General features: G+C 53.8%; 25 protein-coding genes. 15 read left to right on the plus strand and 10 right to left on the minus strand.

All coding sequences use genetic code 11. The features are described 5' to 3' along the window. The first annotated feature begins 177 nt into the window (after positions 1 to 177). Complete coding sequence (ttdR, locus tag P2W74_RS03245; protein ID WP_276293866.1) at positions 178 to 1128, plus strand: L-tartrate utilization transcriptional activator TtdR; 951 nt, start codon at positions 178 to 180, stop codon at positions 1126 to 1128. A gap of 2 nt (positions 1129 to 1130) precedes the next feature. On the opposite strand, the gene plsY is transcribed toward ttdR, so the two are convergent. Continuing rightward, positions 1131 to 1748 carry a glycerol-3-phosphate 1-O-acyltransferase PlsY gene (plsY, locus tag P2W74_RS03250; RefSeq protein ID WP_192613524.1) on the minus strand — a complete coding sequence of 206 codons (618 nt, stop codon included), beginning with the start codon at positions 1746 to 1748 and terminating at the stop codon, positions 1131 to 1133. A gap of 106 nt (positions 1749 to 1854) precedes the next feature. On the opposite strand from plsY, the gene folB reads away from it, so the two are divergent. Then, positions 1855 to 2223, plus strand: coding sequence for a bifunctional dihydroneopterin aldolase/7,8-dihydroneopterin epimerase (gene folB, locus P2W74_RS03255; protein WP_271444099.1), 369 nt, complete (start codon positions 1855 to 1857; stop codon positions 2221 to 2223). Positions 2224 to 2314: 91 nt separating this feature from the next. Beyond that, positions 2315 to 3133 carry an undecaprenyl-diphosphate phosphatase gene (bacA, locus tag P2W74_RS03260; protein WP_276293867.1) on the plus strand — a complete coding sequence of 273 codons (819 nt, stop codon included), beginning with the start codon at positions 2315 to 2317 and terminating at the stop codon, positions 3131 to 3133. 54 nt (positions 3134 to 3187) lie between these two features. On the opposite strand, the gene P2W74_RS03265 is transcribed toward bacA, so the two are convergent. Continuing rightward, the gene (locus P2W74_RS03265; RefSeq protein ID WP_276293868.1) at positions 3188 to 4426 is read right to left on the minus strand and encodes a multifunctional CCA addition/repair protein; all 1239 of its coding nucleotides are present in this window, start codon (positions 4424 to 4426) and stop codon (positions 3188 to 3190) included. 63 nt (positions 4427 to 4489) lie between these two features. Continuing rightward, complete coding sequence (locus P2W74_RS03270) at positions 4490 to 5110, minus strand: TIGR04211 family SH3 domain-containing protein (RefSeq protein ID WP_203359950.1); 621 nt, start codon at positions 5108 to 5110, stop codon at positions 4490 to 4492. 240 nt (positions 5111 to 5350) lie between these two features. Here P2W74_RS03270 and P2W74_RS03275 point away from each other — a divergent pair, with 240 nt between their 5' ends. The 4 genes from P2W74_RS03275 to glgS all read left to right on the plus strand — a co-directional run bounded on the left by P2W74_RS03275 (position 5351) and on the right by glgS (position 11445). After that, the gene (locus P2W74_RS03275; protein WP_276293869.1) at positions 5351 to 6652 is read left to right on the plus strand and encodes a CYTH domain-containing protein; all 1302 of its coding nucleotides are present in this window, start codon (positions 5351 to 5353) and stop codon (positions 6650 to 6652) included. A gap of 21 nt (positions 6653 to 6673) precedes the next feature. Next, positions 6674 to 9514, plus strand: coding sequence for a bifunctional [glutamate--ammonia ligase]-adenylyl-L-tyrosine phosphorylase/[glutamate--ammonia-ligase] adenylyltransferase (gene glnE / locus P2W74_RS03280; RefSeq protein ID WP_276293870.1), 2841 nt, complete (start codon positions 6674 to 6676; stop codon positions 9512 to 9514). Positions 9515 to 9561: 47 nt separating this feature from the next. Then, positions 9562 to 10995, plus strand: a complete 1434-nt coding sequence (hldE, locus tag P2W74_RS03285; protein WP_276293871.1) for a bifunctional D-glycero-beta-D-manno-heptose-7-phosphate kinase/D-glycero-beta-D-manno-heptose 1-phosphate adenylyltransferase HldE — start codon at positions 9562 to 9564, stop codon at positions 10993 to 10995. A gap of 240 nt (positions 10996 to 11235) precedes the next feature. After that, positions 11236 to 11445, plus strand: a complete 210-nt coding sequence (gene glgS, locus P2W74_RS03290) for a cell surface composition regulator GlgS (protein ID WP_276293872.1) — start codon at positions 11236 to 11238, stop codon at positions 11443 to 11445. A 34-nt stretch (positions 11446 to 11479) separates the two neighbouring features. Here glgS and ubiK read toward each other — a convergent pair whose 3' ends face one another. Then, positions 11480 to 11776 carry a ubiquinone biosynthesis accessory factor UbiK gene (gene ubiK / locus P2W74_RS03295; RefSeq protein WP_192613515.1) on the minus strand — a complete coding sequence of 99 codons (297 nt, stop codon included), beginning with the start codon at positions 11774 to 11776 and terminating at the stop codon, positions 11480 to 11482. Between the two features lie 509 nt (positions 11777 to 12285). Between ubiK and ribB the strand changes: the two genes are divergently transcribed. Both ribB and P2W74_RS03305 read left to right on the plus strand, forming a co-directional pair. Next, positions 12286 to 12939: a 3,4-dihydroxy-2-butanone-4-phosphate synthase gene (ribB, locus tag P2W74_RS03300; RefSeq protein WP_203359955.1), complete on the plus strand. Its 654-nt coding sequence runs from the start codon at positions 12286 to 12288 to the stop codon at positions 12937 to 12939. Between the two features lie 282 nt (positions 12940 to 13221). Next, positions 13222 to 13398 carry a hypothetical protein gene (locus P2W74_RS03305; RefSeq protein ID WP_276293873.1) on the plus strand — a complete coding sequence of 59 codons (177 nt, stop codon included), beginning with the start codon at positions 13222 to 13224 and terminating at the stop codon, positions 13396 to 13398. 73 nt (positions 13399 to 13471) lie between these two features. Here P2W74_RS03305 and zupT read toward each other — a convergent pair whose 3' ends face one another. Further along, positions 13472 to 14245, minus strand: a complete 774-nt coding sequence (gene zupT, locus P2W74_RS03310; protein WP_192613513.1) for a zinc transporter ZupT — start codon at positions 14243 to 14245, stop codon at positions 13472 to 13474. 142 nt (positions 14246 to 14387) lie between these two features. Here zupT and ygiD point away from each other — a divergent pair, with 142 nt between their 5' ends. Further along, entirely contained in the window at positions 14388 to 15176 is a 789-nt protein-coding gene (ygiD, locus tag P2W74_RS03315; RefSeq protein ID WP_276293874.1) for a 4,5-DOPA-extradiol-dioxygenase, read from the plus strand. 39 nt (positions 15177 to 15215) lie between these two features. Here ygiD and P2W74_RS03320 read toward each other — a convergent pair whose 3' ends face one another. The 3 genes from P2W74_RS03320 to tolC all read right to left on the minus strand — a co-directional run bounded on the left by P2W74_RS03320 (position 15216) and on the right by tolC (position 18745). Next, positions 15216 to 16376, minus strand: a complete 1161-nt coding sequence (locus P2W74_RS03320) for a glutathionylspermidine synthase family protein (RefSeq protein WP_276293875.1) — start codon at positions 16374 to 16376, stop codon at positions 15216 to 15218. 5 nt (positions 16377 to 16381) lie between these two features. Further along, entirely contained in the window at positions 16382 to 17053 is a 672-nt protein-coding gene (locus tag P2W74_RS03325; RefSeq protein ID WP_276293876.1) for a DUF1190 family protein, read from the minus strand. A gap of 216 nt (positions 17054 to 17269) precedes the next feature. Then, the gene (tolC, locus tag P2W74_RS03330) at positions 17270 to 18745 is read right to left on the minus strand and encodes an outer membrane channel protein TolC (protein WP_276293877.1); all 1476 of its coding nucleotides are present in this window, start codon (positions 18743 to 18745) and stop codon (positions 17270 to 17272) included. 205 nt (positions 18746 to 18950) lie between these two features. On the opposite strand from tolC, the gene nudF reads away from it, so the two are divergent. Genes nudF through parE form a run of 5 tightly spaced genes read left to right on the plus strand, consistent with a single transcriptional unit; the run spans position 18951 to position 23356 of the window. Then, a complete protein-coding gene (nudF, locus tag P2W74_RS03335; RefSeq protein WP_276293878.1) occupies positions 18951 to 19583 on the plus strand; it encodes an ADP-ribose diphosphatase in 633 nt (210 codons plus the stop codon). Beyond that, entirely contained in the window at positions 19580 to 20002 is a 423-nt protein-coding gene (locus P2W74_RS03340; protein ID WP_012135164.1) for a DUF1249 family protein, read from the plus strand. Before nudF ends, P2W74_RS03340 begins: the two co-directional genes overlap by 4 nt. Positions 20003 to 20026: 24 nt before the next feature. Next, positions 20027 to 20854: a 3',5'-cyclic-AMP phosphodiesterase gene (gene cpdA, locus P2W74_RS03345; RefSeq protein WP_276293879.1), complete on the plus strand. Its 828-nt coding sequence runs from the start codon at positions 20027 to 20029 to the stop codon at positions 20852 to 20854. After that, complete coding sequence (yqiA, locus tag P2W74_RS03350) at positions 20854 to 21435, plus strand: esterase YqiA (protein WP_276293880.1); 582 nt, start codon at positions 20854 to 20856, stop codon at positions 21433 to 21435. The genes cpdA and yqiA overlap by 1 nt, the downstream gene beginning before the upstream one ends. 28 nt (positions 21436 to 21463) lie before the next feature. Further along, positions 21464 to 23356: a DNA topoisomerase IV subunit B gene (gene parE / locus P2W74_RS03355; protein ID WP_276293881.1), complete on the plus strand. Its 1893-nt coding sequence runs from the start codon at positions 21464 to 21466 to the stop codon at positions 23354 to 23356. Positions 23357 to 23413: 57 nt separating this feature from the next. On the opposite strand, the gene P2W74_RS03360 is transcribed toward parE, so the two are convergent. Then, positions 23414 to 24643, minus strand: a complete 1230-nt coding sequence (locus tag P2W74_RS03360; protein WP_276295121.1) for a NupC/NupG family nucleoside CNT transporter — start codon at positions 24641 to 24643, stop codon at positions 23414 to 23416. A gap of 2 nt (positions 24644 to 24645) precedes the next feature. Further along, a complete protein-coding gene (locus P2W74_RS03365) occupies positions 24646 to 25608 on the minus strand; it encodes a nucleoside hydrolase (protein ID WP_276293882.1) in 963 nt (320 codons plus the stop codon). Positions 25609 to 25619: the final 11 nt, after the last annotated feature.

The following is a 25619-nucleotide window of genomic DNA, read 5'->3' on the forward strand; positions in this document are numbered from 1 at the left end:
AATTCTCCGAAGTAAACTACCACTAAAAATGTGGGTTTATATTTTTTGCTGCTGTGTATATGTAATTAACAGTTCGTGAATCATGCTGTAGAAAGGTGATGAAAATTGAGCAAAGGCAGGGATTGACGGCGTGAAGAGAATTACACTGCGGTTATCAAAATCACGGGTAATCCGAAAATGCTGAATAACTATCCCTTAGCCAAAGACCTGCAGGTGCTGATTGAAATTGTCCATACGGGAAGCTTTAGCGCGGCGGCGGCGGCGCTGGGGCAAACGCCCGCATTTGTGACTAAACGGATTCAGATCCTCGAGACAACCCTTGCCGTCACGCTGCTGAACCGCTCGGCAAGAGGCGTTGCGCTCACGGAAAGCGGGCAGCGGTGCTATGAACATGCGCTGGAAATTCTTACCCGGTATCAGCATCTGGTGGATGACGTGACGCAAATCAAAACCCGTCCGGAGGGAATGATTCGCATTGGCTGTAGTTTTGGTTTTGGGCGTAGCCATATTGCCCCCGCCATTACCGAACTGATGCGCAATTATCCTGAATTACAGGTCCATTTTGAACTCTTTGATCGGCAGATTGATTTAGTGCAAGACAATATCGATCTCGATATTCGGATTAATGATGAAATTCCAGATTATTATATTGCGCATTTGTTAACAAAGAATAAAAGGATATTGTGTGCGTCCCCCGCGTACTTGCAAAAATATGCTGAACCGAAATCATTACAGGAATTATGTCATCATGATTGCCTGGTGACAAAAGAACGTGATATGACCCACGGAGTATGGGAACTGGGAAATGGCGAAGAGAAAAAATCAGTGAAGGTAACGGGCCATCTTTCCTCCAACAGTGGTGAAATTGTTTTGCAATGGGCGCTGGAGGGAAAAGGAATTATGTTGCGTTCTGAGTGGGATGTGCAGCCGTTTCTGACCAGCGGCAAACTGGTTCGGGTGTTACCGGAGTATGCGCAAAGCGCCAATATCTGGGCTGTTTATCAGGAACCGCTTTATCGCAGCGTGAAGTTAAGGGTATGCGTGGAGTTTCTGGCGGCATGGTGCCAGCAGCGGCTAGGCAGGCCCAATGAAGGCTACCAGCCTGCGCTGACGATGGGCAGCGAATAAGATCACTCAGGATCTTTTTCGCTCTTCTTCTTCAGTTTTGTCCAGATCTTCGTCTCCTGGCGACGCCACAGTCGCTGGATGTTGTCATGGTGACGCAGCAAAATCAGGCACGACAGCAAGGAGACCGGGAGGGTGAACTGCGGTTTAAACCACCAGACATAGAATGGTGCTATCAGGGCGCTGACAATAGCGCCGAGCGATGAATAGCCGCTCAGTAACACGGTCAGCAACCAGGTGCCCGCCATGACGCCCGTTAAGTCCCAACCAATCGGCGCTATCGCGCCAAATGCGGTAGCAACGCCTTTGCCACCTTTAAAACCAAAGAAGACCGGCCAGATATGCCCCAGACAGGCAGCGATCGCAATCAACCCCAGCCAGAGAGGGCTGACGCCTAACGCGTATGCGCCCCAGACGGGCAACATCCCTTTCAGGACGTCGAAAGCCAGTACTGCTACGGCCGCTCCCTTGCCACCGATTCGTAACACATTGGTCGCGCCCGGATTACCGGAACCGCTCTGACGCGGGTCGGGCAGTCCAGCGATGCGGCAGACCAGAATGGCGCTGGAAATTGAGCCGCAGAGGTACGCGAAGAGGATCATTCCAGGCGCGATTGCACTCATAAGCTGTTCCGTTTTGAAAATGTCGTGTTAAACGTTACTTCTGTGGATAATACGCATAATTCGCCGGAAGTGGTATCCGGGTTAGCCAAAAAGCGAGCAGGTCGTGATGGATATTGTATTTATAGAGCAACTTTCGGTCATCACCACTATCGGTGTTTACGACTGGGAACAGACAATTGAACAGAAACTGGTGTTCGATATCGAAATGGCGTGGGACAACCGCAAATCAGCCAAAAGCGATGATGTGGCGGATTGTCTAAGCTATGCTGACATTGCCGAAACGGTTGTCAATCACGTGGAAGGCAGTCGTTTTGCGCTGGTTGAAAGGGTGGCAGAAGAGGTTGCCGATCTGCTGTTGGCACGGTTTAATTCTCCGTGGGTGCGTATCAAGCTCAGTAAACCCGGCGCCGTGGCGCGTGCGGCGAATGTCGGCGTAATCATTGAGCGTGGCAATAATCTGAAAGAAAATAATTAACTTTATAATTTTTAAACCAAATGGGTATAAATGGGTCTTAACACAAGATCCATTTTTTGCTGCATGATTTTTTACATTTAGGGGTTTATTGATGAGCGATATGCACTCGCTGCTGGTGGCGGCAATATTGGGTGTGGTCGAAGGATTGACGGAGTTTTTACCCGTCTCCAGTACAGGGCACATGATTATCGTTGGCCATCTGCTGGGGTTTGAAGGCGATACCGCGAAGACGTTTGAAGTGGTGATCCAACTGGGATCTATCCTGGCCGTCGTGGTGATGTTCTGGCGACGTTTATTCGGACTGATCGGCATTCACTTTGGTAAGCCGCCGCATGAAGGCACCGGAAAAGGGCGTTTGACGCTGGGCCATATTCTGTTGGGGATGATCCCTGCGGTGGTGCTGGGACTGGTGTTCCACGACGCCATTAAATCGCTGTTTAACCCGGTTAACGTGATGTATGCGCTGGTGGTCGGTGGTTTGTTGCTAATTGCAGCGGAATGCCTGAAGCCGAAAGAGCCGCGCGCACCGGGTCTGGACGACATGACCTACCGTCAGGCATTTATGATCGGCTGTTTCCAGTGTCTGGCGCTGTGGCCGGGGTTCTCCCGCTCGGGCGCCACGATTTCCGGTGGTATGCTGATGGGCGTGAGCCGTTATGCGGCCTCTGAATTCTCCTTCTTGCTGGCCGTGCCGATGATGATGGGCGCCACGGCGCTGGACCTCTACAAAAGCTGGTCCTTCCTGACGGTTGCCGACATCCCGATGTTTGCCGTTGGCTTTGCCACTGCGTTCGTCGTCGCGCTGGTGGCGATCAAAACCTTCCTACAACTGATCAAACGCATCTCGTTCATTCCGTTTGCGATTTACCGATTTATCGTTGCAGCGGCTGTTTACGTGGTGTTCTTCTGATTTAAGCTTGCCGGAGAAGACGTTTACGCGACTATCCGGCATTTATTCCTGCAATTATTCCGGCTTAGGGCAGCGCAATGCTTTCCATTCCGTCACGGCGTCAATACGGCGCCGGGTCAGCTCTTCACGGATCTCCTGGCCTTTAAATCCTGCATCAACCACCTCTTTGGTCGGTACGGCCTGCGCCACCTGCCAGGCTTCTCGTAACCAGCGGCCTTGTGGATAGTCCGCCGCTTCAAAGCCCGTACGCCCGCGAACATCCGCTTCGCTGGTCAGCGCGATTTGTTCCACCCGTTGCGGTTTTCGCCAGGCATCAATCGAATCGAACAGTTTAACGATCGTTTTTGGCTGCAAGATGGGGAAGGTATGAATGAGATCGTGGAACTCCGCCACCAGTTTGGCTAAATCGCGAATATCATTGGGAACACGTAAACGCTGGCATAACTGTTCCACCAGTTTAACGCCCGCCGGGCCATGACCGTGATGACGCGGCCAGAACTCCTTTGGCGTTAACCCTTTCCCCAAATCGTGACACAGCGTGGCAAAGCGCACATCCACTTCCGGGCTGAGCATGGCGGCCATCGACAGCGTCATCAGCGTGTGGATCCCGGTGTCGATTTCCGGGTGCCACTTTGCCGGGGCGGGGACGCCAAACAGGGCGTCTATTTCGGGGAACAGCACGCGCAACGCGCCGCAGTCGCGGAGAACCTGGAAGAAGACCTGTGGGTTACGTGTGGTCAGGGCATTTTCGGTTTCTTTCCACACCCTTTCCGGCGTGAGGTGTTCCAGCTCACCGGCGGCCGTCATCTCACGCATGAGCGTCATGGTTTCATCAGCAATACGGAAGCTGAGGTGGGCATAGCGGGCGGCAAAACGCGCCACGCGCAGGACGCGCAGCGGATCTTCGCTGAAAGCGGGAGAGACATGGCGTAGCAGGCGGTTGCCCAGATCGCGACGCCCGTGATACGGGTCGATTACCTGACCGTCGTCGTCACGCGCAAGGGCGTTGATTGTCAGGTCACGGCGCTGCAAATCGTCTTCCAGCGTCACGTCGGCGGCGGCATAACAGGTAAAGCCGGTATAACCGGAACCCGATTTACGCTCGGTGCGCGCCAGCGCATACTCTTCTCGTGTTTGCGGATGAAGAAATACGGGAAAATCGCGGCCTACCTGCTGGTAGCCCGCGTCAAGCATCTCCTGAGGTGTGGCGCCAACCACCACCCAATCTTTATCTTTAACCGGTAGCCCTAACAACGCGTCCCGAACAGCACCACCGACCAGATAAATCTTCACGCCACTTCCTCTCCTGAAAAACATCATCTCTCAATGATATGTCAGTGTGGAAGAGAAGGCGATTTAGTTCATCCAGCGGTCTTTGCGCTTACGGCTTGGGATCATGTGCGGCAGGACGAGGCCGAGTAACAAACCAAGCCCCAGCACGCCGCCGCCATACATAAACCACTGCATGATGATGGTGCGCTGTTTGTCATCAAGCTGCACGCTGGCAGCATCGACTTTCTTCTGCGCGACAATCAGCTCGTTTTTCAGCTTCTGGTTCTCTTCTTTTAACCCGTTAATCACGCTGTCGCTCTGGGACACTTTTTGCTGCATGTCGGAGGTGCGCTGATTCCAGGTCGTATCAATATTGTTGAGCTTATCGGTCAGCGTTTTGACCTGATTTTCCAGATCCGGTACGCGGATACGCAGGCTGGGTGTGCTGTTCAACTCTTTCATCGGGATCCAGGCAGTACGACCGGTACTGTCTTTTACCTGAGCATAATTGGTATTCGCGTCGGTTTGTAAGAGAGTCACTTCTTCGCCGGCGTTAATCGTCCCCAGCAGGCGATAGTTGTCCCCCGGGCCGCTGCGGACCCAGGTGTTCAGTTCGTCAGAAACATAGCGCTTTTCTTCAGCATGGGAGACGGCAGTGGCGCTAAGTGCAAGTAAAGTTAATCCAATCAGGCGTAATTTTGGCATCAGGCTGTCGTTATTGTCATAGAAAGTGGAACGATAGTAGTGGCATCAGTGTCTCTACGCAAAGCATTCGACATCAATCGGAATCTTCTGTGTCATCTATGCCACTGTTTCAAACTTTTACGCCCGTCAAATTGCTCGTTGTATGGCAATTTGGCGCAAAATACTATGTACTGACAAACAAGAACGCATTAAGTTCGCCGTCATTCTTCCCATTGTGACATAACCCATAAGTACAAGGCCATGGCTCAGGAAATCGAATTAAAATTTATCGTCAATCGCGAAGCGGTAGACGCACTGCGTGACCATCTGCACACGTTAGGCGGGGAGCATCATGCCCCCAGTCAATTGCTGAATATTTACTACGAAACATCAGATAATTGGTTGCGTAGTCACGATATGGGGCTGCGTATTCGGGGCGAGAACGGTCATTATGAAATGACCATGAAAATCGCTGGCCGGGTGACAGGAGGACTGCATCAGCGTCCGGAATACAATGTACCGCTGACCGAACCGACGCTGGATCTCGGCAAACTCCCCCCCGAGGTCTGGCCAAACGGCGAAATGCCAGCCGATCTCGCTTCACAAGTACAACCGCTGTTCCGCACTGATTTTTATCGTGAAAAATGGGTGGTTGAGGTTGAAGGCAGCCAGATTGAAATCGCGCTCGATCTGGGGGATGTGAAGGCGGGAGAGTTCGCAGAGCCTATCTGCGAACTGGAGCTTGAGCTGTTAAAAGGCGATACGCACAGCGTGCTGAAACTGGCAAATCAGCTGGTTTCCCAATCCGGATTACGCCAGGGCAGCCTGAGCAAAGCGGCCCGTGGCTACCATCTGGCGCAGGGAAATCCTCCGCGTGAAATTAAAGCGACAGGAATTCTGAAGGTGCCTGCCAAAGCCAGCGTTGAGCAGGGGCTTGAGGCCGCGCTGGAGTTAGCGTTGTCACAGTGGCAATACCACGAAGAGTTGTGGGTGCGCGGTGAGAAAAAGGCCAAAGCCGATGTCCTGGCGGCGATGGGGCTGGTTCGCCACACCATCATGCTGTTTGGCGGGATTGTTCCTCGTAAAGCAAGCGCTCACTTACGCGATTTATTAACCCAGTCAGAAGCAACGATCGCCTCTGCGGTTTCAGCGGTGACGGCGGTTTACAGTACACAAACGGCGATGGCTAAACTGGCGTTGACGGAATGGCTGGTGACCAAAGCCTGGCAGCCGTTCCTGGATGCCAAAGCGCAGGACAAAATTGCAGGTTCGTTTAAGCGCTTTGCGGATACTCACCTCTCACGGCATGCCGCTGAGCTGAAATCTGTTTTCGGCCAGCCGTTAGGCGATCAGTATAACGATCAGCTTCCGCGTCTGAACCGCGACATTGACAGCATCTTATTGCTGGCCGGTTATTACGACACCCATGTGGCACAGGGCTGGCTGGAGAACTGGCAGGGATTACGTTATGCGATTGTGACCCGCCAACATATTGAAATTGAACATTTCCGCAACGAAGCGATTTCTCAGGAACCGTTCTGGCTGCACAGCGGAAAACGATAATCTGGCAAGGATACGTCTTTTATGAAGCCGCTCTCTTCACCATTACAGCAGTACTGGCAGACCGTTGTTGAGCACCTGCCAGCAGCAATCTCAGAGGCGACGCCGAGTGTTCAGGCGAAGTCAGTACTTACATTCAGCGATTTTGTTCGGGACAGCGTTATTGCGCATCCCGAATGGCTTGCTGAGCTGGAAAGCGCTTCGCCGCAGGCCGACGAGTGGCAACATTACGCGGCCTGGTTGCAGGAGGCACTGGCGCAGGTCGATGACGAAGCTACGCTGATGCGGGAGCTCCGGATGTTTCGCCGTCGCATGATGGTACGTATCGCCTGGGCGCAGGCGCTGCGGCTTGTGGAAGAAGAGAGTATTTTGCAGCAATTAAGCCATCTGGCTGAAACGCTGATCATTGCCGCGCGGGACTGGCTGTACGCCGCCTGTTGCCGTGAGTGGGGAACCCCCTGCAACCAGAGTGGCGTCCCGCAGCCGCTGCTGATTTTAGGAATGGGAAAACTGGGCGGCGGCGAGCTGAATTTTTCCTCCGATATCGACCTGATTTTTGCCTGGCCGGAGCACGGTTCCACGCAAGGCGGGCGACGTGAGCTGGATAACGCGCAGTTCTTCACGCGGATGGGGCAACGACTCATTAAGGTGCTGGATCAACCCACGCAGGATGGTTTTGTTTACCGTGTGGACATGCGTCTGCGTCCGTTTGGCGACAGCGGCCCGCTGGTGTTGAGTTTTGCCGCGCTGGAAGATTATTACCAGGAGCAGGGGCGTGACTGGGAACGCTATGCGATGGTTAAAGCGCGGATCATGGGCGATACCGATGGCGTCTATGTTGACGAATTGCGGGCTATGCTGCGGCCTTTCGTCTTCCGCCGCTACATCGACTTCAGTGTGATCCAGTCTCTGAGAAACATGAAGGGCATGATTGCCCGTGAAGTTCGCCGCCGGGGTCTGAAAGACAATATCAAACTCGGCGCGGGCGGCATTCGCGAAATCGAATTTATTGTCCAGGTATTCCAGCTCATTCGCGGTGGTCGCGAACCTTCGCTGCAGTCACGTTCCCTTTTACCTACGTTGAATGCGATTGCCGCGCTGCATCTGCTGTCTGAGAACGACGCGGAACAGTTGCGCATCGCTTATCTCTTCCTGCGCCGCCTGGAAAATCTGCTGCAAAGCATCAATGATGAACAAACGCAGACACTGCCGGGGGATGAGCTGAATCGGGCGCGTCTGGCGTGGGGAATGGATGCGGATGACTGGTCGCAGCTCACCGACGAGCTGGACGGTCATATGGCGAATGTGCGCCGGGTGTTTAATGAGTTGATTGGCGATGACGAAACCGAGACGCAGGAAGAGTCATTGTCGGAACAGTGGCGCGAACTGTGGCAGGATACGCTACAGGAAGATGATTCCACGCCAGTACTGGCCCATCTTACCGATGAAGGACGGGGACGCGTGCTGGCGCTGATTGCTGATTTTCGCAAAGAGCTGGATAAACGCCCCATTGGCCCGCGCGGCCGTCAGGTCCTCGATCATCTGATGCCGCATCTGCTCAGCGACGTCTGTTCCCGTGAAGACGCCTCCGTGCCGCTGTCGCGTATTACGCCGTTGCTGGTGAGCATTGTAACCCGCACCACCTACCTCGAATTGCTGAGCGAATTCCCGGGGGCGCTAAAACATCTGATCTCGCTTTGCGCCGCCTCCCCGATGGTCGCCAGCCAACTGGCGCGCTACCCACTGTTGCTCGACGAACTGCTCGACCCGAACACGCTGTATCAGCCGACCGCCACGGACGCTTACCGTGATGAGTTGCGTCAGTACCTGCTGCGCGTGCCGGAAGATGACGAAGAGCAGCAGCTGGAAGCGTTGCGGCAGTTTAAGCAAACTCAACTGCTGCGAATCGCGGCGGCGGATATTGCGGGCACGTTGCCGGTGATGAAAGTCAGCGACCATTTGACCTGGCTGGCGGAAGCCATCATTGACGCCGTGGTACAACAGGCGTGGACGCAAATGGTGGCGCGTTACGGCCAGCCGACGCATCTGAGCGAGCGCCAGGGGCGAGGATTTGCCGTGGTCGGTTACGGTAAGCTGGGCGGCTGGGAACTCGGCTACAGCTCCGATCTGGATTTGATTTTCCTTCACGACTGTCCGATGGACGTGATGACCGATGGCGAGCGCGAAATTGACGGCAGGCAGTTCTATCTGCGCCTGTCGCAGCGGATTATGCATCTGTTCAGCACCCGTACTTCTTCGGGTATTTTGTATGAGGTGGATGCGCGATTACGCCCGTCCGGCGCGGCGGGAATGTTGGTAACTTCGGCCGAATCCTTCGCTGATTATCAGAAAAACGAAGCCTGGACGTGGGAACATCAGGCGCTGGTGCGTGCGCGCGTGGTGTATGGCGACCCGCAACTGGCTGTTCAGTTTGACGCCGTGCGGCGTACGATCATGACCCTCGTTCGCGATGGCAAAACACTGCAAACCGACGTGCGTGAAATGCGTGAAAAGATGCGCGCGCATCTGGGGAATAAGCATCGCGACCGCTTTGATATCAAAGCTGACGAGGGCGGGATCACCGACATTGAGTTTATTACGCAATATCTGGTGCTGCGCTACGCGCATGAGAAGCCGAAGCTGACGCGTTGGTCGGATAATGTGCGTATTCTGGAACTGTTGGCGCAAAACGACATTATGGAAGAACAGGAAGCGCAGGCGCTGACCCTGGCCTACACCACGTTGCGTGACGAACTCCACCACCTGGCGTTGCAAGAGTTGCCGGGACACGTGGCGCAGACGTGTTTTAGCAAAGAGCGTGAACAGGTACGGGCTAGCTGGCAGAAGTGGCTGGTTGCCGAGTGAAGTGTGATATTATCGCGCGCAAATTTTGAATCTCTCAGGAGACAGGAATGAAAGTAACGCTGCCAGAGTTTGAACGTGCAGGAGTCATGGTTGTTGGTGACGTGATGCTGGATCGCTACTGGTACGGGCCGACCAGCCGTATTTCACCGGAAGCGCCAGTACCCGTCGTCAAAGTGGACACCATTGAGGAACGTCCAGGTGGCGCGGCTAACGTGGCGATGAACATTGCGTCCCTGGGGGCTAATTCACGTCTGGTCGGACTGACCGGAATTGATGATGCCGCGCGTGCGCTCAGCAAAACGCTGGCTGAGGTGAATGTGAAATGCGACTTTGTTTCTGTCCCGACGCATCCCACCATCACCAAACTGCGCGTACTTTCGCGAAATCAGCAACTGATTCGCCTGGACTTTGAAGAAGGCTTTGAGGGTGTCGATCCACAACCGCTGCATGATCGCATTAGTCAGGCGCTGGGCTCGATTGGCGCGCTGGTACTGTCTGATTATGCGAAAGGCGCGCTGGCCAGCGTTCAGCAGATGATCGCGCTGGCGCGCAAAGCGGGCGTACCGGTATTGATCGACCCGAAAGGCACCGACTTTGAACGCTACCGTGGCGCGACGCTGCTGACTCCGAATCTGTCAGAATTTGAAGCGGTGGCCGGTAAGTGTAAAAGCGAAGAAGAGCTTGTCACTCGCGGCATGAAAGTGATTGCAGATTTCGATCTCTCCGCGCTGCTGGTGACGCGTTCTGAGCAAGGGATGACGTTGTTGCAGCCGGGCAAAGCGCCGCTGCATATGCCGACTCAGGCGCAGGAAGTGTATGACGTCACCGGTGCGGGTGATACGGTGATTGGTGTACTGGCGGCGACGCTGGCGGCAGGAAAATCGCTGGAAGAAGCCTGTTACTTCGCCAACGCGGCGGCAGGCGTGGTCGTCGGTAAGCTGGGGACATCCACCGTTTCGCCCATCGAACTGGAAAATGCCGTACGCGGTCGTGCCGACACGGGCTTTGGCGTGATGACTGAAAATGAGCTGAAGCAGGCCGTCGCCAGCGCGCGTAAGCGCGGCGAGAAAGTGGTAATGACCAACGGTGTCTTCGATATCCTGCATGCCGGACACGTTTCTTATCTGGCGAATGCGCGCAAGTTGGGCGACCGTCTGATTGTTGCGGTCAACAGCGATGCGTCGACTAAACGTCTGAAAGGCGAAACGCGTCCGGTCAATCCGCTCGAACAACGCATGATCGTATTGGGCGCGCTGGAAGCCGTCGACTGGGTGGTCTCTTTTGAAGAAGATACCCCGCAGCGTCTGATTGCAGGCGTACTGCCGGATCTGCTGGTGAAAGGCGGCGACTACAAACCGGAAGAGATTGCGGGCAGTGAAGAGGTTTGGGCTAACGGTGGCGAAGTGTTGGTGCTGAACTTCGAAGACGGTTGTTCCACGACCAACATCATCAAAAAAATCCAGAAAGACAGCGACAAGTAATTGATCCGCCAGTAAGTTAAGCGGCGCTGTAATCACCTTATCAGGTCTGTGAGCCATTGTGCGATGCAGGCCTGATAAGCGTCACGTTCCCATTTCTTCCCATCACTTTACATTTCCTGGCAAAGTGTGACTTCCGGCAGGTGATTTGCGCACATAATGTGCAAAGACTTTGCGCCCAGAAGCGAATACTGGAATCAGAAAAAGCATATGGCCTTATCAGAAATTCGTTAACTGGAGGGTATGCTCATGAACAACAATAATGTGTATTCGTTGAACAACTTCGATTTTCTGGCCCGTAGCTTTGCCAGAATGCAGGCTGAAGGTCGCCCTGTCGATATCCATGCCGTCACCGGAAACATGGATGAGGAGCACCGTAGCTGGTTCTGCAAGCGCTACGCGCTTTACTGCCAACAGGCAACACGAGCAAAAAAATTAGAACTCGAACACTGAAAAAAGAAACGGGCCCATCGGCCCGTTTCTTTTTTTACTCTTGAGTATCCACTGGCGGGATGGCGGGCGCAGGTTTGACGTCGACAGGCGACTGGCGCGTTTCCAGTTCGCTGAGGCGCTGCTCAAGCAGTGCCAGCTTTTCACGGGTACGCAGTAACACCTGAGTCTGCACGTCGAACTCTTCGCGGCTCACCAGATCGAGACGCGTCAGCTGTGATTGCAGCGTTTGACGGATTTTCTTCTCGACATCTTCCCCGAACTCCCGGATCCCTTTCGGCATCGACTCGTGAACCTGGCGAGCGATTTGCTCAATTTTTTTCGGGTCAATCATTATGGTTTCCCTGAACTGGTAAGTGTTGAGGCACATTGTAGTGCGATCTGCGTGAGGCATAAACCAGAATTGTGTGACCTGTGGCTGAGTAAAGGCGTTGATGAAGGTAATCAATAGCGTTATAGTTATCTCGCTTATTCTCAGGGCGGGGCGAAATTCCCCACCGGCGGTAAATCAGCGATGTCCAAAAGATTTCGCGTTGCAGCAAGGCGGCAACTAAGCGAATTTCCAGGAACATAGATAGCTATGTGACTGGGATGAGCGAAGGCAGCCAACGCCGCTGCGGCGTGAAAGATGAAGGACAGGTTGAAAGCCCGCGAGCGCTTTGGGTGCAAACTCAAAGGTCAGCAGATCCGGTGTAATTCCGGAGCCGACGGTTAGAGTCCGGATGGGAGAGAGTAACGATCCAGCCGGGCATGGACCCGCTCACGTTATTTTTTTGCCGCATTGCGGTACTCCTAAGACTGCCCTGATTCTGGTAACCATAATTTTAGTGAGGTTTTTTTACCATGAATCAGACGCTACTTTCCTCTTTTGGTACGCCTTTTGACCGTGTCGAACACGCTCTGTCCGCGCTGCGCGAAGGACGCGGAGTGATGGTGCTTGACGACGAAGATCGTGAAAACGAAGGCGATATGATTTTCCCTGCCGAAACGATGACCGTTGAGCAGATGGCATTGACCATCCGTCATGGTAGCGGCATCGTTTGCCTGTGCATCACGGAAGATCGCCGCAAGCAGCTTGAACTGCCTATGATGGTGGAAAATAACACCAGCGCTTATGGCACGGGCTTTACGGTGACGATTGAAGCCGCTGAAGGCGTGACCACCGGTGTTTCTGCGGCCGACCGCATTACCACCGTGCGCGCTGCCATTGCCGACGGCGCTAAACCTTCTGACCTCAACCGTCCGGGGCACGTTTTCCCGCTGCGCGCTCAGGCAGGTGGGGTGTTGACTCGCGGCGGTCATACGGAAGCGACAATCGACCTGGTGACGCTGGCGGGTTTTAAACCTGCAGGCGTTCTGTGTGAACTGACCAACGATGACGGCACAATGGCGCGCGCGCCGGAATGCATCAAGTTTGCGGGTGAACACAATATGGCCGTCGTCACCATTGAAGATTTGGTGGCTTACCGCCAGGCGCACGCGCGTAAGGCCAGCTGACTGGCGTGCCACCACCAGGGTGGTAGTACGCGATGAAAGAAACCGAAGCCAGTTTACTGACTTCGGTTTTTTGTTTTTATCGGTTCGAAAAAATACACCGTTTATCCCACAGACGTTAATTTTGCAGACGGTCTGGCCTTTAATAAAAGGCCAATCTTTTTCTCTATGATCAAAATCATATTCTCAATTTCATACTGTGCCAGTATATGAATATACCTAAAGATAGGTATGTAAAATTTTAACGTTAAATGTTTGGCAATGTTAAATTTTAAGGGTAAAAGGATGTTTATCGCCTGGTATTGGATTGTATTAATTGTTCTTGTCGTCGTAGGTTATTTTTGCCATATGAAACGTTATTGCAGAGCGTTCAGACAAGACAGGGACGCGCTGCTCGAGGCTCGCAACAAGCTATTTCGCCGCACAGGTGAAGATAGTCGTGTTGCCAGGGACCAGGAATAACTTTTATTCTCATATTTTCTTGATGGGAAAGCATGATGTTGTCCTGAATATGAGGACAACATCTGCGGTTGCGTTACCCGATTCCCATCGATTGAAGTATCACCAGACTGAGTCCCATCACCGACATCCCACACAGAACGCCGTAGCTGGGGTTATTATTAGGGTCGATCTCTTTTGCCAGGGGCATTAATTCATCTACGGATAACGCCACCATAATTCCCGCCACCGCAGCCATAATCGACGCCATTACGACAGGCGAAATCAAACTGCCCAGAATTAACCAGGCTAATATGCCGCCGAGAATTTCCGCCATACCGGAAATCCCTGCCCAGAAAATGGCCGTACGTTTTGAACCTGTTGCGGCATAAACCGGCCCGGCAACCGCTAAACCTTCGGGAATATTGTGTAAGGCGACGGCCAGAGCAATCCCGAAGCCCAGTTCAAGATTGCTGCTGGCGGTAACAAACGTCGCAATCCCTTCCGGAAAATTGTGCAGACTGATGCCCAGCGTCAATAAGATGGCGGTGCGTTTAATGGAACCAGGCAGCGGCCGCGTTGTTTTTTGTACTAAATCTTGCGGATGGGCGTGGGGAAGCAGGCGATCCAGCCCGAAGTAACCCAACAGCCCCGTAATAAACATGCCGTAGCCTAAGAGGGGGGACATTCCTTCCGCTGCCAGCGCAGCCGGCAGCATTTCCATCAGCGAGATAAGCAGCATGATGCCTGCCGCGAATCCCAGCGAAAACGCCAGCACGCGATTAGAGGGTTTTTGTCCCAGCACGCCAAGAAAGGCGCCAATAAAAGTGGCGGCACCCGCCAATAAGGTCAGAATTAAAGGTACTGACATCGACAACTCCTTATGATTCTGCTGTCCGGACCTGACCTTCAAAATAACTGATGATCTTCATCATGGTTATCTGAGTTCTTCAACTACCGAAAAAGCGTATTGTGAGGATATCAAAATGACCTCCCTGAGTAAGGATATCATCATGTCTTCAACGCGTATGCCAGCATTGTTTTTGGGTCACGGCAGTCCAATGAATGTTCTGGAAGATAACGTCTATACCCGCGCCTGGCGGCACCTGGGGGAGGTAATACCGCGTCCGAAAGCGATTGTGGTGGTATCGGCTCACTGGTTCACCCGCGGGACCGGCGTGACGGCAATGGAAGCCCCGAAAACCATTCATGATTTTGGCGGTTTTCCACAGGCGCTTTACGATACCCACTATCCGGCGCCCGGTTCGCCAGAGTTGGCGCAACGTCTGGTGGAGTTACTGTCTCCTGTTCCTGTTACGCTCGATAAAGAGGCCTGGGGCTTTGACCATGGCTCCTGGGGGGTGCTGATCAAGATGTATCCCAATGCGGATATCCCGATGGTGCAGCTAAGCATCGACAGCACAAAACCCGCCGCCTGGCATCTTGAAATGGGGCGTAAACTGGCGGCACTGCGCGATGAAGGCATTATGCTGGTCGCCAGCGGTAACGTGGTGCACAACCTGCGTACGGCGCGCTGGCACGGCGAGAATACACCGTACCCGTGGGCGACATCATTCAATGACTATGTGAAGGCGAATCTGACGTGGCAGGGACCCGTTGAGCAGCATCCGCTGGTCAACTATCTCGAGCATGAAGGAGGTTCGTTGTCGAATCCAACGCCGGATCACTACCTGCCGCTACTGTATGTGTTAGGTGCGTGGGATGGTAAGGAGCCTGTGTCGATACCGGTGGATGGGATTGAGATGGGCAGTCTGAGTATGTTGTCGGTACAGGTGGGATAAACGTGTGAAACGCCCGGCGGTGACGCCGGGCTTGCCGTATTACTCAACGAAAATATGTGGGTAGAAACGGGAAAGATCCTGAGTGATCAATGCTCTGTCTTCGCGAATGCCGATCCCGGCAGGTTGATCGTTAATCAACCAACTGCCGATCAACATGTAGCTGTCGCCAAATTTCGGCAACTGATAAAACTGTTGCACGATCATACCTTCTTCGCCGTACGGGCCTTCCGCTGCTTCGATCGTTTTACCGTTCTCAATGATCGAGACGTTGGCGCCTTCACGAGAGAAGATGGGCTTCACGACGAATTTTTCCATCTGCGGATGGTCATCTTCGGCGAAATACGCAGGCAGCAGGTTCGGATGGTTCGGGAACATTTCCCACAGCAACGGTAACAGTGCTTTGTTGGAGATGATACTTTTCCACGCCGGTTCCAGCCAGCGCACGCCAGCATCTTCCAACTTGGTGGAGAACATTTCGCGCAGCATAAACTCCCACGGATAGAGCTTGAACAGGTTGGCAATAACCTGATCCTGTAAGTCCGTGAACTGACCTTTTTCACCGAGACCGATATCTTCGATGTGGAGGAATTCAGTGGCGATTTCGGCTTCGGCTGCACAATCCTGCAGGTATTGAATGGTACCGCGATCTTCAACAGTGTCGCGGCAGCAGGTTAAATGCAGCAGTTGAAAACCGTACTGCTCACGAAGTTCTGCAAAACGCTCGATCAGCTTTTCTTGCAGGCTATTAAACTGATCGCTACCTTCCGGCAAGTTACCTGCATTGAGCTGATCTTCCAGCCAGATCCACTGGAAAAATGCCGCTTCATACAGCGAGGTCGGGGTATCAGCGTTGTTCTCCAGCAGTTTGGGTTCACCGATGCCGTCCCACGCCAGATCGAGGCGGGAATAGAGCGAAGGCTGACGCGTCTGCCATGACTGGCGAACAAATCCCCAGGTATGCTTCGGAATACGAAACTTCGTCATGAGTTCGTCGCTGGCGATGACCTTCTCAACGACTTTGAGGCACATCTGGTGCAGTTCGGCAGTGACCTCTTCCAGTTTCTCAACCTGGGCGAGCGTCAGCTTGTAGTAGGCGTCCTCACACCAGTAGGGCTCGCCGTACATGGTGTGAAAATTAAAACCGTACTCTGTGGCTTTGTCGCGCCAGTCCGGGCGCTCAGTAATACTGACTCTTTCCATTGGTATCAGCCACCCATCGAACGCGTGGTGGTGCCGCTGGCGCTGCGCTGCATCGTGCTTTGTTTCGCCACAGATTCACCAAAGCCACCGCGTGTCACGGTTGATGTGGTTGCCGGTTTAGGCGCCATCGCCGTCTTCGGTACGGTCATGGTGCGGCCTGGCTGCGCGGCACCGTAGTTCTTGCCGCCAGCATCGGTATATTTACCGTAAGCTGGGCTGGCCGGGTTTTTCGAGCTAAACAGCGGCTGCTGCGCAAAGCCTGCGCCGCCGCCCATCATGCGGCCCATCATGTAACCGGCCATCAACGGCATCCAGAAGCTGCCGCTGGATTGTTGTGCCTGTGCCTGATTCTCTGGCGCCATACCTGCCTGAGCAGGCGCTTGCTGGCACTGGCCTTCGCCGAATTCGGCGATGCAATCTTCACGCGAGGCGTATTTTGGCGCGGTACGTTCTGCTTCTTTCACGGCATTGTTGAATGCCGTTGTACATTCCGCGCTTTTACCTGGATTCGCTGCAGAACAGTCGTCCGCATTTTGATAAAGCGAAACCGTTTCATCGGTTTGTTCACAACCCGCCAGCATAATGACCGCAGTGACAGCCAGTGCGACCGGCGTTAAATGGCGAGCGCTCCAGCTTTTGCGGAACGAGGCGTGATGTATGGATTTTGTCCGTTTCATTTTCGTCTTCCAGGACCCAGTGGTGAATATGGCAAATAATGCTCAGGATAGAGGATGGCTGGTCGAAAATGAAGCGAGAAGAGGCGAGAATGCGGGGAAATCGCGGGATCTTTACGTTGCCTTACGTTCGACCTGCCATTTAGCGCCAGCTGGCGCTGCGCTTCCCGAACCTACGCGTTTGTAGGCCCGGTAAGCAGAGCGCCATCGGCAATATCATCAGTTACGGAATGGATTGTTGCCGTTGCTGCTGGTCGTTTGTGCTGACGCAGGCTGAGTTGCCGGGGCTGCGTTGTCGGCGGCGGTATAGCCGTCAGCGCTGGCGTCCTGCTGTGCGTTTTCCGGCGCCACGATATCTGGCGTAGTGGAAATCGGTTTGCCCAGCGTGTTGTTCAGCGCAACCAGGTCCTGTTCGTTCAGCGTACCGAGTGCAGCTTTGATGTTGAGCTGATTAATCAGGTAGTTATAGCGAGCGCTGGAAAGCTGTTGCTTCGCGTTGTACAGCGTGGTGGTGGCATCCAACACATCCACGATGGTACGGGTACCGACGGAATAACCGGCTTCCATGGCATCCAATGAACTTTGTGCAGAGATAACGGCTTGTTTATACGCGTTAATGCTGCTGATAGACGCATTGATGTTGTTGAAGGAGGAACGCACGGTCTGCACGACGCTGCGGTGTGCGCTTTCCAGTTGCTCACTCGCGCCAACAAAGTTGTACTGCGCTTGTTTCACCTGAGAATTGACCTGTCCGCCCTGATACAACGGCAAAGAGAAGCTCAGACCAATTTTGTTCTGGCCCAGGTTGCTGTCGTCATACTGAGACGTGTTGGTTTTCGACCCGCTATACGAGGTATCGGAGATCCCCGTTGATGCGTTTAAATCCAGTGTTGGCAAGTGACCGTCCTGCGCCAGACGGATTTGCTCACGCGCCAGATCCTGGGTCAGGCGGGCTTGCAACAGCGCCAGGTTACGGTTTTCTGCTTCTTTCAGCAGTGCATTCACGGCCTGCGGTTTGTTGGTTTTAAAACCATCAACATTCAGGGATGCCAGTTCCGGGTAGTAATTGCCGGTGACCTGGCGCAACGTTTCAACCGCATTATCGAGGTTGTTACGTGCGGTCACTTCGTCCGCTAACACGGTATCGTATTGTGAACGGGCGTTCTGAACGTCGGTGATCGCAACCAGACCCACGTTAAAACGTTGGGTGGTTTGATCCAACTGACGATAAATCGCCTGTTTCTGCGCTTCGGTAAAGGAGAGCGCGTCAATGGCGCTCAGCACATTGAAGTAGGCTGTTGCGGTGTTCAGGATCAGCGTTTGCTGGTCTGTCTGAAAGGTGACGTCCTGAATACCGGCAGATTTTTCCTGCAATGTCAGCGCGCGCCATTTCGACATATCGAACAGGGTCTGAGTCAATTGCAAAGAGGCGCTGGTTGCGTTGGAGTCGACACCGTTGGCGTCACGGTAGCCGTTGCTATAGGTGTAATCGGCACCTAAACCCAGTTGCGGCAGTAAAGGACTACGCGCTTCGTTAATTTTTTCGAATGCAGCATCGCGATCGGCGGCGGATTTACGCAATTCCGGGTTGCTCAGGCGTGCTTGCTGATAAACTTGCATCAGGTTCTCTGCCTGGCTCAAAGTGCTGAACCCCGACAGGCTCAGGCCGATAAGGATGGGGAGCAATTTCTTCATTTGCATTCCTTGTTGTGAAGCAGTATTTAGCGCTGATCAAATTGTAAAATAATTGATGATTCTAGCAGAATCCGCCACTGCGAAAAGTTGGCGTTATGTGCCATACGGCGTTAATTTGCACCAATTTATCACAAGGTCGGTAAAACAGCAGTCAAACGGCCTTGAAATTCACATTCTAATCACTATTGGTAACCAGGACAGCACAATGCATAAACAAGACAGCTCGCCGATGACTTTCTCCAAAAACGATGTAGAAATTATTGCACGAGAAACACTTTATCGCGGTTTTTTTTCATTGGATCTTTATCGTTTTCGCCATCGCTTATTCAACGGAGAAATGAGTGGTGAAGTTCAGCGTGAAATTTTTGAGCGCGGGCACGCCGCAGTCTTGCTACCCTTTGACCCTGAGCGCGACGAAGTTGTGCTGGTGGAACAAATCCGTATCGCGGCGTATGACACCAGTGAGAGCCCGTGGTTGCTGGAGATGGTCGCTGGTATGATCGAAGAGGGCGAAACCGCAGAGGATGTCGCCCGCCGCGAAGCAATGGAAGAGGCCGGGCTTGACGTCAAACGGATGAAGCCGGTGATGAGTTATCTGGCAAGCCCTGGCGGTACCAGTGAGCGCCTGTCAATTTTAGTGGGCGAAGTGGATGCCACGACCGCAAGCGGGATTCACGGTCTGGCGGATGAGAACGAAGATATTCGTGTTCATGTGGTAAGTCGGGAGCAGGCATACCAGTGGGTGGAAGAGGGGAAAATCGACAACGCGGCGTCTGTCATCGCTTTGCAATGGCTGCAACTGCACTATCAAGAGTTAAAAAACGAGTGGAAAAAATGAAGCGTTATACACCTGACTTTCCTGAGATGATGCGCCTGTGCGAAACCAACTTTTCGCAATTGCGCCGCCTGTTGCCACGTAATGACGCACCCGGCGAAACAGTGAGCTATCAGGTGGCAAACGCACAATATCGGTTAACGATTGTGGAATCGACCCGATACACTACGCTGGTGGCGATTGAGCAGACCGCGCCTGCCATCACCTACTGGAGCCTGCCGTCGCTGACGGTGCGCCTGTATCATGATGCGATGGTGGCTGAAGTGTGTTCAAGTCAGCAGATCTTTCGCTTCAAAGCGCGGTATGATTATCCAAATAAAAAGTTGCATCAACGCGACGAAAAGCATCAAATTAATCAGTTTTTAGCTGATTGGTTAAGGTACTGTTTAGCACATGGAGCGATGGCGATTCCGGTTTACTAGCGTCGTGAAACCTAAGGACACCATTTGGAAAGCCTGTTAACCCTTCCTTTGGCTGGTGAGGCCAGAGTCAGGATTTTACAAATTACAGACACTCACCTGTTTGCCGCAAAGCACGAAACGCTACTGGGCGTGAATACCTGGGAAAGCTACCAGGCCGTACTGGACGCGATCCATGCGCAGCAGATCGAGTTCGATCTGATCGTGGCAACGGGCGATTTGGCTCAGGATCAAAGTTCTGCGGCCTATCAGCATTTTGCTGAAGGCATCGCAAGCTTTCGTGCGCCTTGCGTTTGGTTGCCTGGCAACCACGATTTTCAACCCGCGATGTACAGCGCGTTACAGGATGCGGGGATTTCCCCGGCCAAACGCATCTGGATTGGCGAGCAGTGGCAAATTTTGTTGCTGGACAGTCAGGTTTTTGGCGTTCCCCACGGCGAGTTAAGTGAGTTCCAGCTTGAATGGCTGGAGCGTAAACTTGCCGATGCGCCGGAGCGCAATACGCTGTTGCTTCTGCATCACCACCCGCTGCCTGCGGGATGCGGCTGGCTCGACCAGCACAGTCTGCGCAACGCCGCGGAACTGGACAACATACTGGTGAATTATCCTCGCGTTAAGTATTTGTTGTGTGGGCATATTCATCAGGAGCAGGATCTGGACTGGAACGGCCGCCGCCTGATGGCGACCCCATCGACATGCGTTCAGTTTAAACCGCATTGCGCTAATTTCACGCTGGACACGATTGGTCCGGGCTGGCGTACGCTTGAGCTGTTTGCCGACGGTACGTTGAAAACGGAAGTCTGTCGTCTGCAAGGGACCCAGTTTCGACCTGATACCGCTTCAGAAGGCTACTGATGTCTACGCTCCTTTATCTCCACGGATTTAATAGTTCTCCCCGCTCGGCAAAGGCTTGCCTGCTCAAAGGCTGGTTGGCGGAGCACCATCCTCATGTTGAGATGGTGGTGCCGCAATTACCGCCGTATCCTGCCGATGCGGCAGATCTCCTGGAATCGATCGTGCTTGAACATGGCGGAGAATCGCTGGGTATCGTCGGTTCCTCGCTTGGCGGATATTACGCCACCTGGTTATCGCAATGTTTCATGTTGCCAGCCGTGGTGGTAAACCCCGCAGTAAAACCCTTTGAACTGTTGGTCGACTACCTGGGTCAGAACGAGAACCCCTACACGGGGCAGCAATATGTGCTAGAGTCACGCCATATTTACGATCTTAAAGTCATGCAGATTGACCCGCTGGAAGCGCCGGATTTGATTTGGCTGCTGCAACAAACGGGGGATGAAGTGTTGGACTACCGCCAGGCGGTGGCGAATTACGCCTCCTGCCGTCAGACAGTGATTGAGGGCGGAAACCACGCATTCACAGGCTTCGAAGATTATTTCAACCAGATTGTCGATTTCCTTGGACTGCACAGTTTTTGACGATCAACTCGAATTGCTAATTTAAACCATGACGCAAACTTATAACGCTGATGCCATTGAGGTACTCACTGGGCTTGAGCCGGTTCGCCGCCGCCCGGGGATGTACACAGATACCACACGCCCTAACCATATGGGTCAGGAAGTTATTGATAACAGTGTGGATGAAGCGCTTGCCGGGCACGCGAAACGTGTCGAGGTCATCCTTCATGCCGATCAGTCACTGGAAGTTATCGATGACGGTCGCGGCATGCCCGTCGACATCCACCCGGAAGAGGGCGTCCCGGCCATTGAGCTGATCCTTTGCCGGTTGCACGCAGGCGGTAAGTTTTCTAATAAAAACTACCAGTTCTCCGGCGGCTTGCACGGCGTGGGGATTTCCGTGGTTAACGCCCTGTCAAAGCGTGTTGAAGTTGCCGTTCGTCGCGACGGTCAGATCCACAGTATCGCCTTTGAGCACGGTGAAAAGGTCGAAGACCTGCACGTTTCCGGCACCTGCGGTAAACGCAACACAGGGACCAGCGTGCACTTCTGGCCTGACGAAAGCTTCTTCGACAGCCCGCGTTTCTCCGCTTCCCGCCTGAGTCATCTGCTGAAAGCTAAAGCGGTACTCTGCCCGGGCGTTGAGATCATCTTTAAAGATAAGGTCAACGATACCGAACAGACCTGGCGCTACGACGATGGTTTAACGGACTATCTGAGCGAAGCGGTGAACGGCCTGCCGCTGCTGCCGGAAAAACCCTTTGTCGGTAACTTCTCCGGTGAAACGGAAGCCGTCGACTGGGCGCTGCTGTGGCTGCCGGAAGGCGGCGAGTTGCTGACCGAAAGCTACGTTAACCTGATCCCGACGATGCAGGGCGGTACCCACGTCAACGGTTTACGCCAGGGGCTGCTGGATGCCATGCGCGAATTCTGTGAATACCGCAATATTTTGCCGCGCGGCGTGAAGCTGTCTGCGGAGGATATCTGGGATCGCTGCGCGTACGTGCTCTCCGTGAAGATGCAGGACCCGCAATTTGCCGGGCAAACCAAAGAGCGCCTCTCTTCGCGTCAGTGCGCGGCATTTGTTTCTGGTGTGGTGAAAGATGCCTTTAGCCTGTGGCTGAACCAGAACGTGCAGGCAGCGGAACTGCTGGCGGAAATGGCGATTTCCAGCGCTCAGCGCCGTTTGCGGGCAGCGAAGAAAGTGGTGCGTAAAAAACTGACCAGTGGTCCGGCGCTGCCGGGGAAACTGGCGGACTGCACCGCGCAGGATCTCAACCGTACCGAACTGTTTCTCGTGGAAGGGGACTCGGCGGGCGGTTCTGCAAAACAGGCGCGCGATCGTGAGTATCAGGCGATCATGCCGCTGAAAGGTAAGATCCTTAACACCTGGGAAGTCTCCTCCGATGAGGTTCTCGCTTCGCAGGAGGTTCATGATATTTCTGTGGCGATCGGTATTGATCCGGATAGCGACGATTTAAGCCAACTGCGTTACGGCAAGATTTGTATCCTCGCGGATGCGGACTCCGATGGTTTGCACATTGCCACCTTGCTGTGTGCGCTGTTTGTGAAACACTTCCGTACGCTGGTGAAGCATGGACACGTCTACGTTGCGCTGCCGCCGTTGTACCGTATCGATCTTGGCAAAGAGGTCTATTACGCGCTGACGGAAGAAGAAAAAGCCGGCGTTCTGGAGCAACTGAAGCGTAAGAAAGGCAAGCCGAACGTGCAGCGCTTTAAAGGTCTGGGCGAAATGAACCCGATGCAGCTGCGCGAAACCACGCTGGATCCGAACACCCGTCGCCTGGTGCAGCTCATCATTGATGACGAAGACGATCAGCGTACTAACGCGATGATGGATATGCTGCTGGCCAAGAAGCGTTCTGAAGACCGCCGCAACTGGTTGCAGGAGAAAGGCGACCTGGCAGATCTCGAAGGGTAATTTTCGCGAAAGCTTATGGTAGCTGAAAACGGGGGGAAGACGATTCCCCCCGTTTTTTTACTGAGCAATCAGGAAAAACAGCCCGGTCAATGCGGCGCTCATCAGATTCGACAGCGTACCGGCGAGGATCACCTTAACCCCCATTTTGGCGATAAAGCTTTTTTGTGCAGGTACAATTCCGCCCAGCACGCCGATCAGCGCCGCAGGGGCAGAGAGATTAGCGAACCCCGCCAGCGCCATAATGACAATAATTTGTGAATAGTCGGACAGGCTGGCTTTCAGCGGGATAAAGCTGGTGTACGCGACAAACTCATTGAGCACCAGCTTCTGCCCAAGCAGATTACCCACCTGCAGGATCTCAGACGAAGGTACGCCCAGTAGCCAGGCGACAGGAGCGAACAGGTAGCTGAAGATCAGCTGCAGGGTGACGTTCTCCATGCCAAACAGACCGAACGCCCAACCAAGCAGCCCGTTAACCATGGCGATCAGCGCAATCAACGCCAGCAGCATCGCCCCTACATTGACCGCCAGCTTCAGTCCCTGGCTGGCCCCGTTGGTGGCCGCTTCGACGATGTTAATCGGTTTTTCTTCTCCGGTAGCCATTGCGCCGGAAACGTCGGCAATATTCTCTGCTTCGGTTTCAGGGTAGAGTATCTTTGCCATCAGCAGCCCGCCAGGGGCGGACATAAACGACGCTGCCACCAGATAGCGAATTTCAATTCCCATGCTGGCGTAACCGACCAGCACCGATCCGGCAATCGACGCCACGCCGCCGCACATCAGGGCGAACAGCTCAGAGCGGGTCATTTTTGGCGCATACGGTCGCATCAGCACAAACACATCCGTATTACCGGCAAAAATATTGGCTGTCGCCGCCATCGACTCCGCCGGGCTGGTTTTCAGCAGCTTATGGATACCGGTGCCGACAAGGCGGATCACCCACTGCATAATGCCCAGGTAGTAGAGCACCGAGAACAGCGCTGACATAAAGATAATGATCGGCAGGACATGGAAGGCGAACAGAAAGCCCATTTTAAAGCGTCCCAGATCGCCAAACAGGAAATTGATCCCCTCGGAAGAGTAGGTGAGCACGCCGGACAGGCTGTTGGAAATCGCCAGCAGGATTTTTTCCCCGGCCGGGACATACAAAATAAACGCGGCCAGCCCGGCCTGAATGGCAAACGCGCCGCCCACGGTCCGCAGATTAATCGCTCGTCGGTTGGCGGAAAACAGCAGTGCTATTGCCAGCAGCACCACGATACCAAGACACAGGATTAGAATTTGCATCATCACTCCTTATCCGCGTCGATAATCTTGCGAAACAGATCCTTAAACAGATTGTCCCGCTCAATAAATTTCACCACCCGAATCAGATGACGGCGGTTGTCGAAGCTCCAGTTCAGGTTGTCATTAATCAGCGGTGCGGGCCGGTACTGGCAGGTATACCAGCCTGGGTCCAGTACGTATCCGACGGTGGTGATGTCCCAGATAACCTTACGGGACGCGAAGCCAATCCACGGGCAGCGCGGGGCTATCTCCGCAAAATAGCGGCCAATCCGGCTGGTGTTAGCGAAATAAAACTGCATTTCCGGAACGGAGGTCGCCATACAGTTCGCCACGCCGAAGCAGGGGACTTGCGTCAGCGCCACGCCGCTGTCAAACAGCACGCGGCTGGCGGCGATATCCTGCATCAAATTGAATTCCTGATTATCCTTCCAGTCGTGACTATTGCCACCGAGCCAAATCAGATGAATTTTTTCAATAATATCGGGGGCGAGCAGCAGCGCGTTGGCAATATTGGTCGGCGCGCCGATGCTCAGAACCTGAAGCGTCTGCGTTGCCGAACGGGCGCGGGAAATCAAATCCGCGACTGCGGGTGAACATTCCGGCATATCGCTGCCGGTCAGATAGCGCGTCGCGCCTTTGAAAATTTCAGGCAGCGCCTGACACGCCGGGAGTTTTTCAAAGACCCGGTGGATCTCTTCAAAGCTAAGCGTCATGCCCGTGGCGGGATCGTTGACGTCAGTGTGCGAATTGCCCTCGCCAAAAAAATGGTTGGTAAACGGGGCGGCGTAAACGGCCTGTAGATCGATGCGTTCCGGGTGAAGGTAAGCCCAGGCGATAGCAATCTGATCGTCGATTTCATTATATGTATCGCTATCGATGACGACCGGGACGCGTCCACCCTCCGGAATTGACATCAGCGACATTCTTTTTTCCAGCGTTAACGCTGGCCATTGTGCGGTTAACATAGCAATTCATT

The organism is Citrobacter enshiensis, from assembly GCF_029338175.1.
In the GTDB taxonomy this organism is placed as follows: domain Bacteria; phylum Pseudomonadota; class Gammaproteobacteria; order Enterobacterales; family Enterobacteriaceae; genus Citrobacter_D; species Citrobacter_D enshiensis.

Excerpts from the sequence above, each read along its gene's own strand:
- ygiD (WP_276293874.1), top strand. The coding sequence starts at position 14,388 with ATGTCTTCAACGCGTATGCCAGCATTGTTTTTGGGTCACGGCAGTCCA.
- hldE (WP_276293871.1), top strand. The coding sequence starts at position 9,562 with ATGAAAGTAACGCTGCCAGAGTTTGAACGTGCAGGAGTCATGGTTGTT.
- P2W74_RS03305 (WP_276293873.1), top strand. The coding sequence starts at position 13,222 with ATGTTTATCGCCTGGTATTGGATTGTATTAATTGTTCTTGTCGTCGTA.
- folB (WP_271444099.1), top strand. The coding sequence starts at position 1,855 with ATGGATATTGTATTTATAGAGCAACTTTCGGTCATCACCACTATCGGT.
- P2W74_RS03360 (WP_276295121.1), bottom strand. The coding sequence starts at position 24,643 with ATGCAAATTCTAATCCTGTGTCTTGGTATCGTGGTGCTGCTGGCAATA.
- bacA (WP_276293867.1), top strand. The coding sequence starts at position 2,315 with ATGAGCGATATGCACTCGCTGCTGGTGGCGGCAATATTGGGTGTGGTC.
- zupT (WP_192613513.1), bottom strand. The coding sequence starts at position 14,245 with ATGTCAGTACCTTTAATTCTGACCTTATTGGCGGGTGCCGCCACTTTT.
- glnE (WP_276293870.1), top strand. The coding sequence starts at position 6,674 with ATGAAGCCGCTCTCTTCACCATTACAGCAGTACTGGCAGACCGTTGTT.
- glgS (WP_276293872.1), top strand. The coding sequence starts at position 11,236 with ATGCTCATGAACAACAATAATGTGTATTCGTTGAACAACTTCGATTTT.
- parE (WP_276293881.1), top strand. The coding sequence starts at position 21,464 with ATGACGCAAACTTATAACGCTGATGCCATTGAGGTACTCACTGGGCTT.
- P2W74_RS03365 (WP_276293882.1), bottom strand. The coding sequence starts at position 25,608 with ATGTTAACCGCACAATGGCCAGCGTTAACGCTGGAAAAAAGAATGTCG.
- P2W74_RS03325 (WP_276293876.1), bottom strand. The coding sequence starts at position 17,053 with ATGAAACGGACAAAATCCATACATCACGCCTCGTTCCGCAAAAGCTGG.
- yqiA (WP_276293880.1), top strand. The coding sequence starts at position 20,854 with ATGTCTACGCTCCTTTATCTCCACGGATTTAATAGTTCTCCCCGCTCG.
- P2W74_RS03275 (WP_276293869.1), top strand. The coding sequence starts at position 5,351 with ATGGCTCAGGAAATCGAATTAAAATTTATCGTCAATCGCGAAGCGGTA.
- ribB (WP_203359955.1), top strand. The coding sequence starts at position 12,286 with ATGAATCAGACGCTACTTTCCTCTTTTGGTACGCCTTTTGACCGTGTC.
- P2W74_RS03320 (WP_276293875.1), bottom strand. The coding sequence starts at position 16,376 with ATGGAAAGAGTCAGTATTACTGAGCGCCCGGACTGGCGCGACAAAGCC.
- ttdR (WP_276293866.1), top strand. The coding sequence starts at position 178 with ATGCTGAATAACTATCCCTTAGCCAAAGACCTGCAGGTGCTGATTGAA.
- P2W74_RS03340 (WP_012135164.1), top strand. The coding sequence starts at position 19,580 with ATGAAGCGTTATACACCTGACTTTCCTGAGATGATGCGCCTGTGCGAA.
- ubiK (WP_192613515.1), bottom strand. The coding sequence starts at position 11,776 with ATGATTGACCCGAAAAAAATTGAGCAAATCGCTCGCCAGGTTCACGAG.
- tolC (WP_276293877.1), bottom strand. The coding sequence starts at position 18,745 with ATGAAGAAATTGCTCCCCATCCTTATCGGCCTGAGCCTGTCGGGGTTC.
- nudF (WP_276293878.1), top strand. The coding sequence starts at position 18,951 with ATGCATAAACAAGACAGCTCGCCGATGACTTTCTCCAAAAACGATGTA.
- P2W74_RS03270 (WP_203359950.1), bottom strand. The coding sequence starts at position 5,110 with ATGCCAAAATTACGCCTGATTGGATTAACTTTACTTGCACTTAGCGCC.
- plsY (WP_192613524.1), bottom strand. The coding sequence starts at position 1,748 with ATGAGTGCAATCGCGCCTGGAATGATCCTCTTCGCGTACCTCTGCGGC.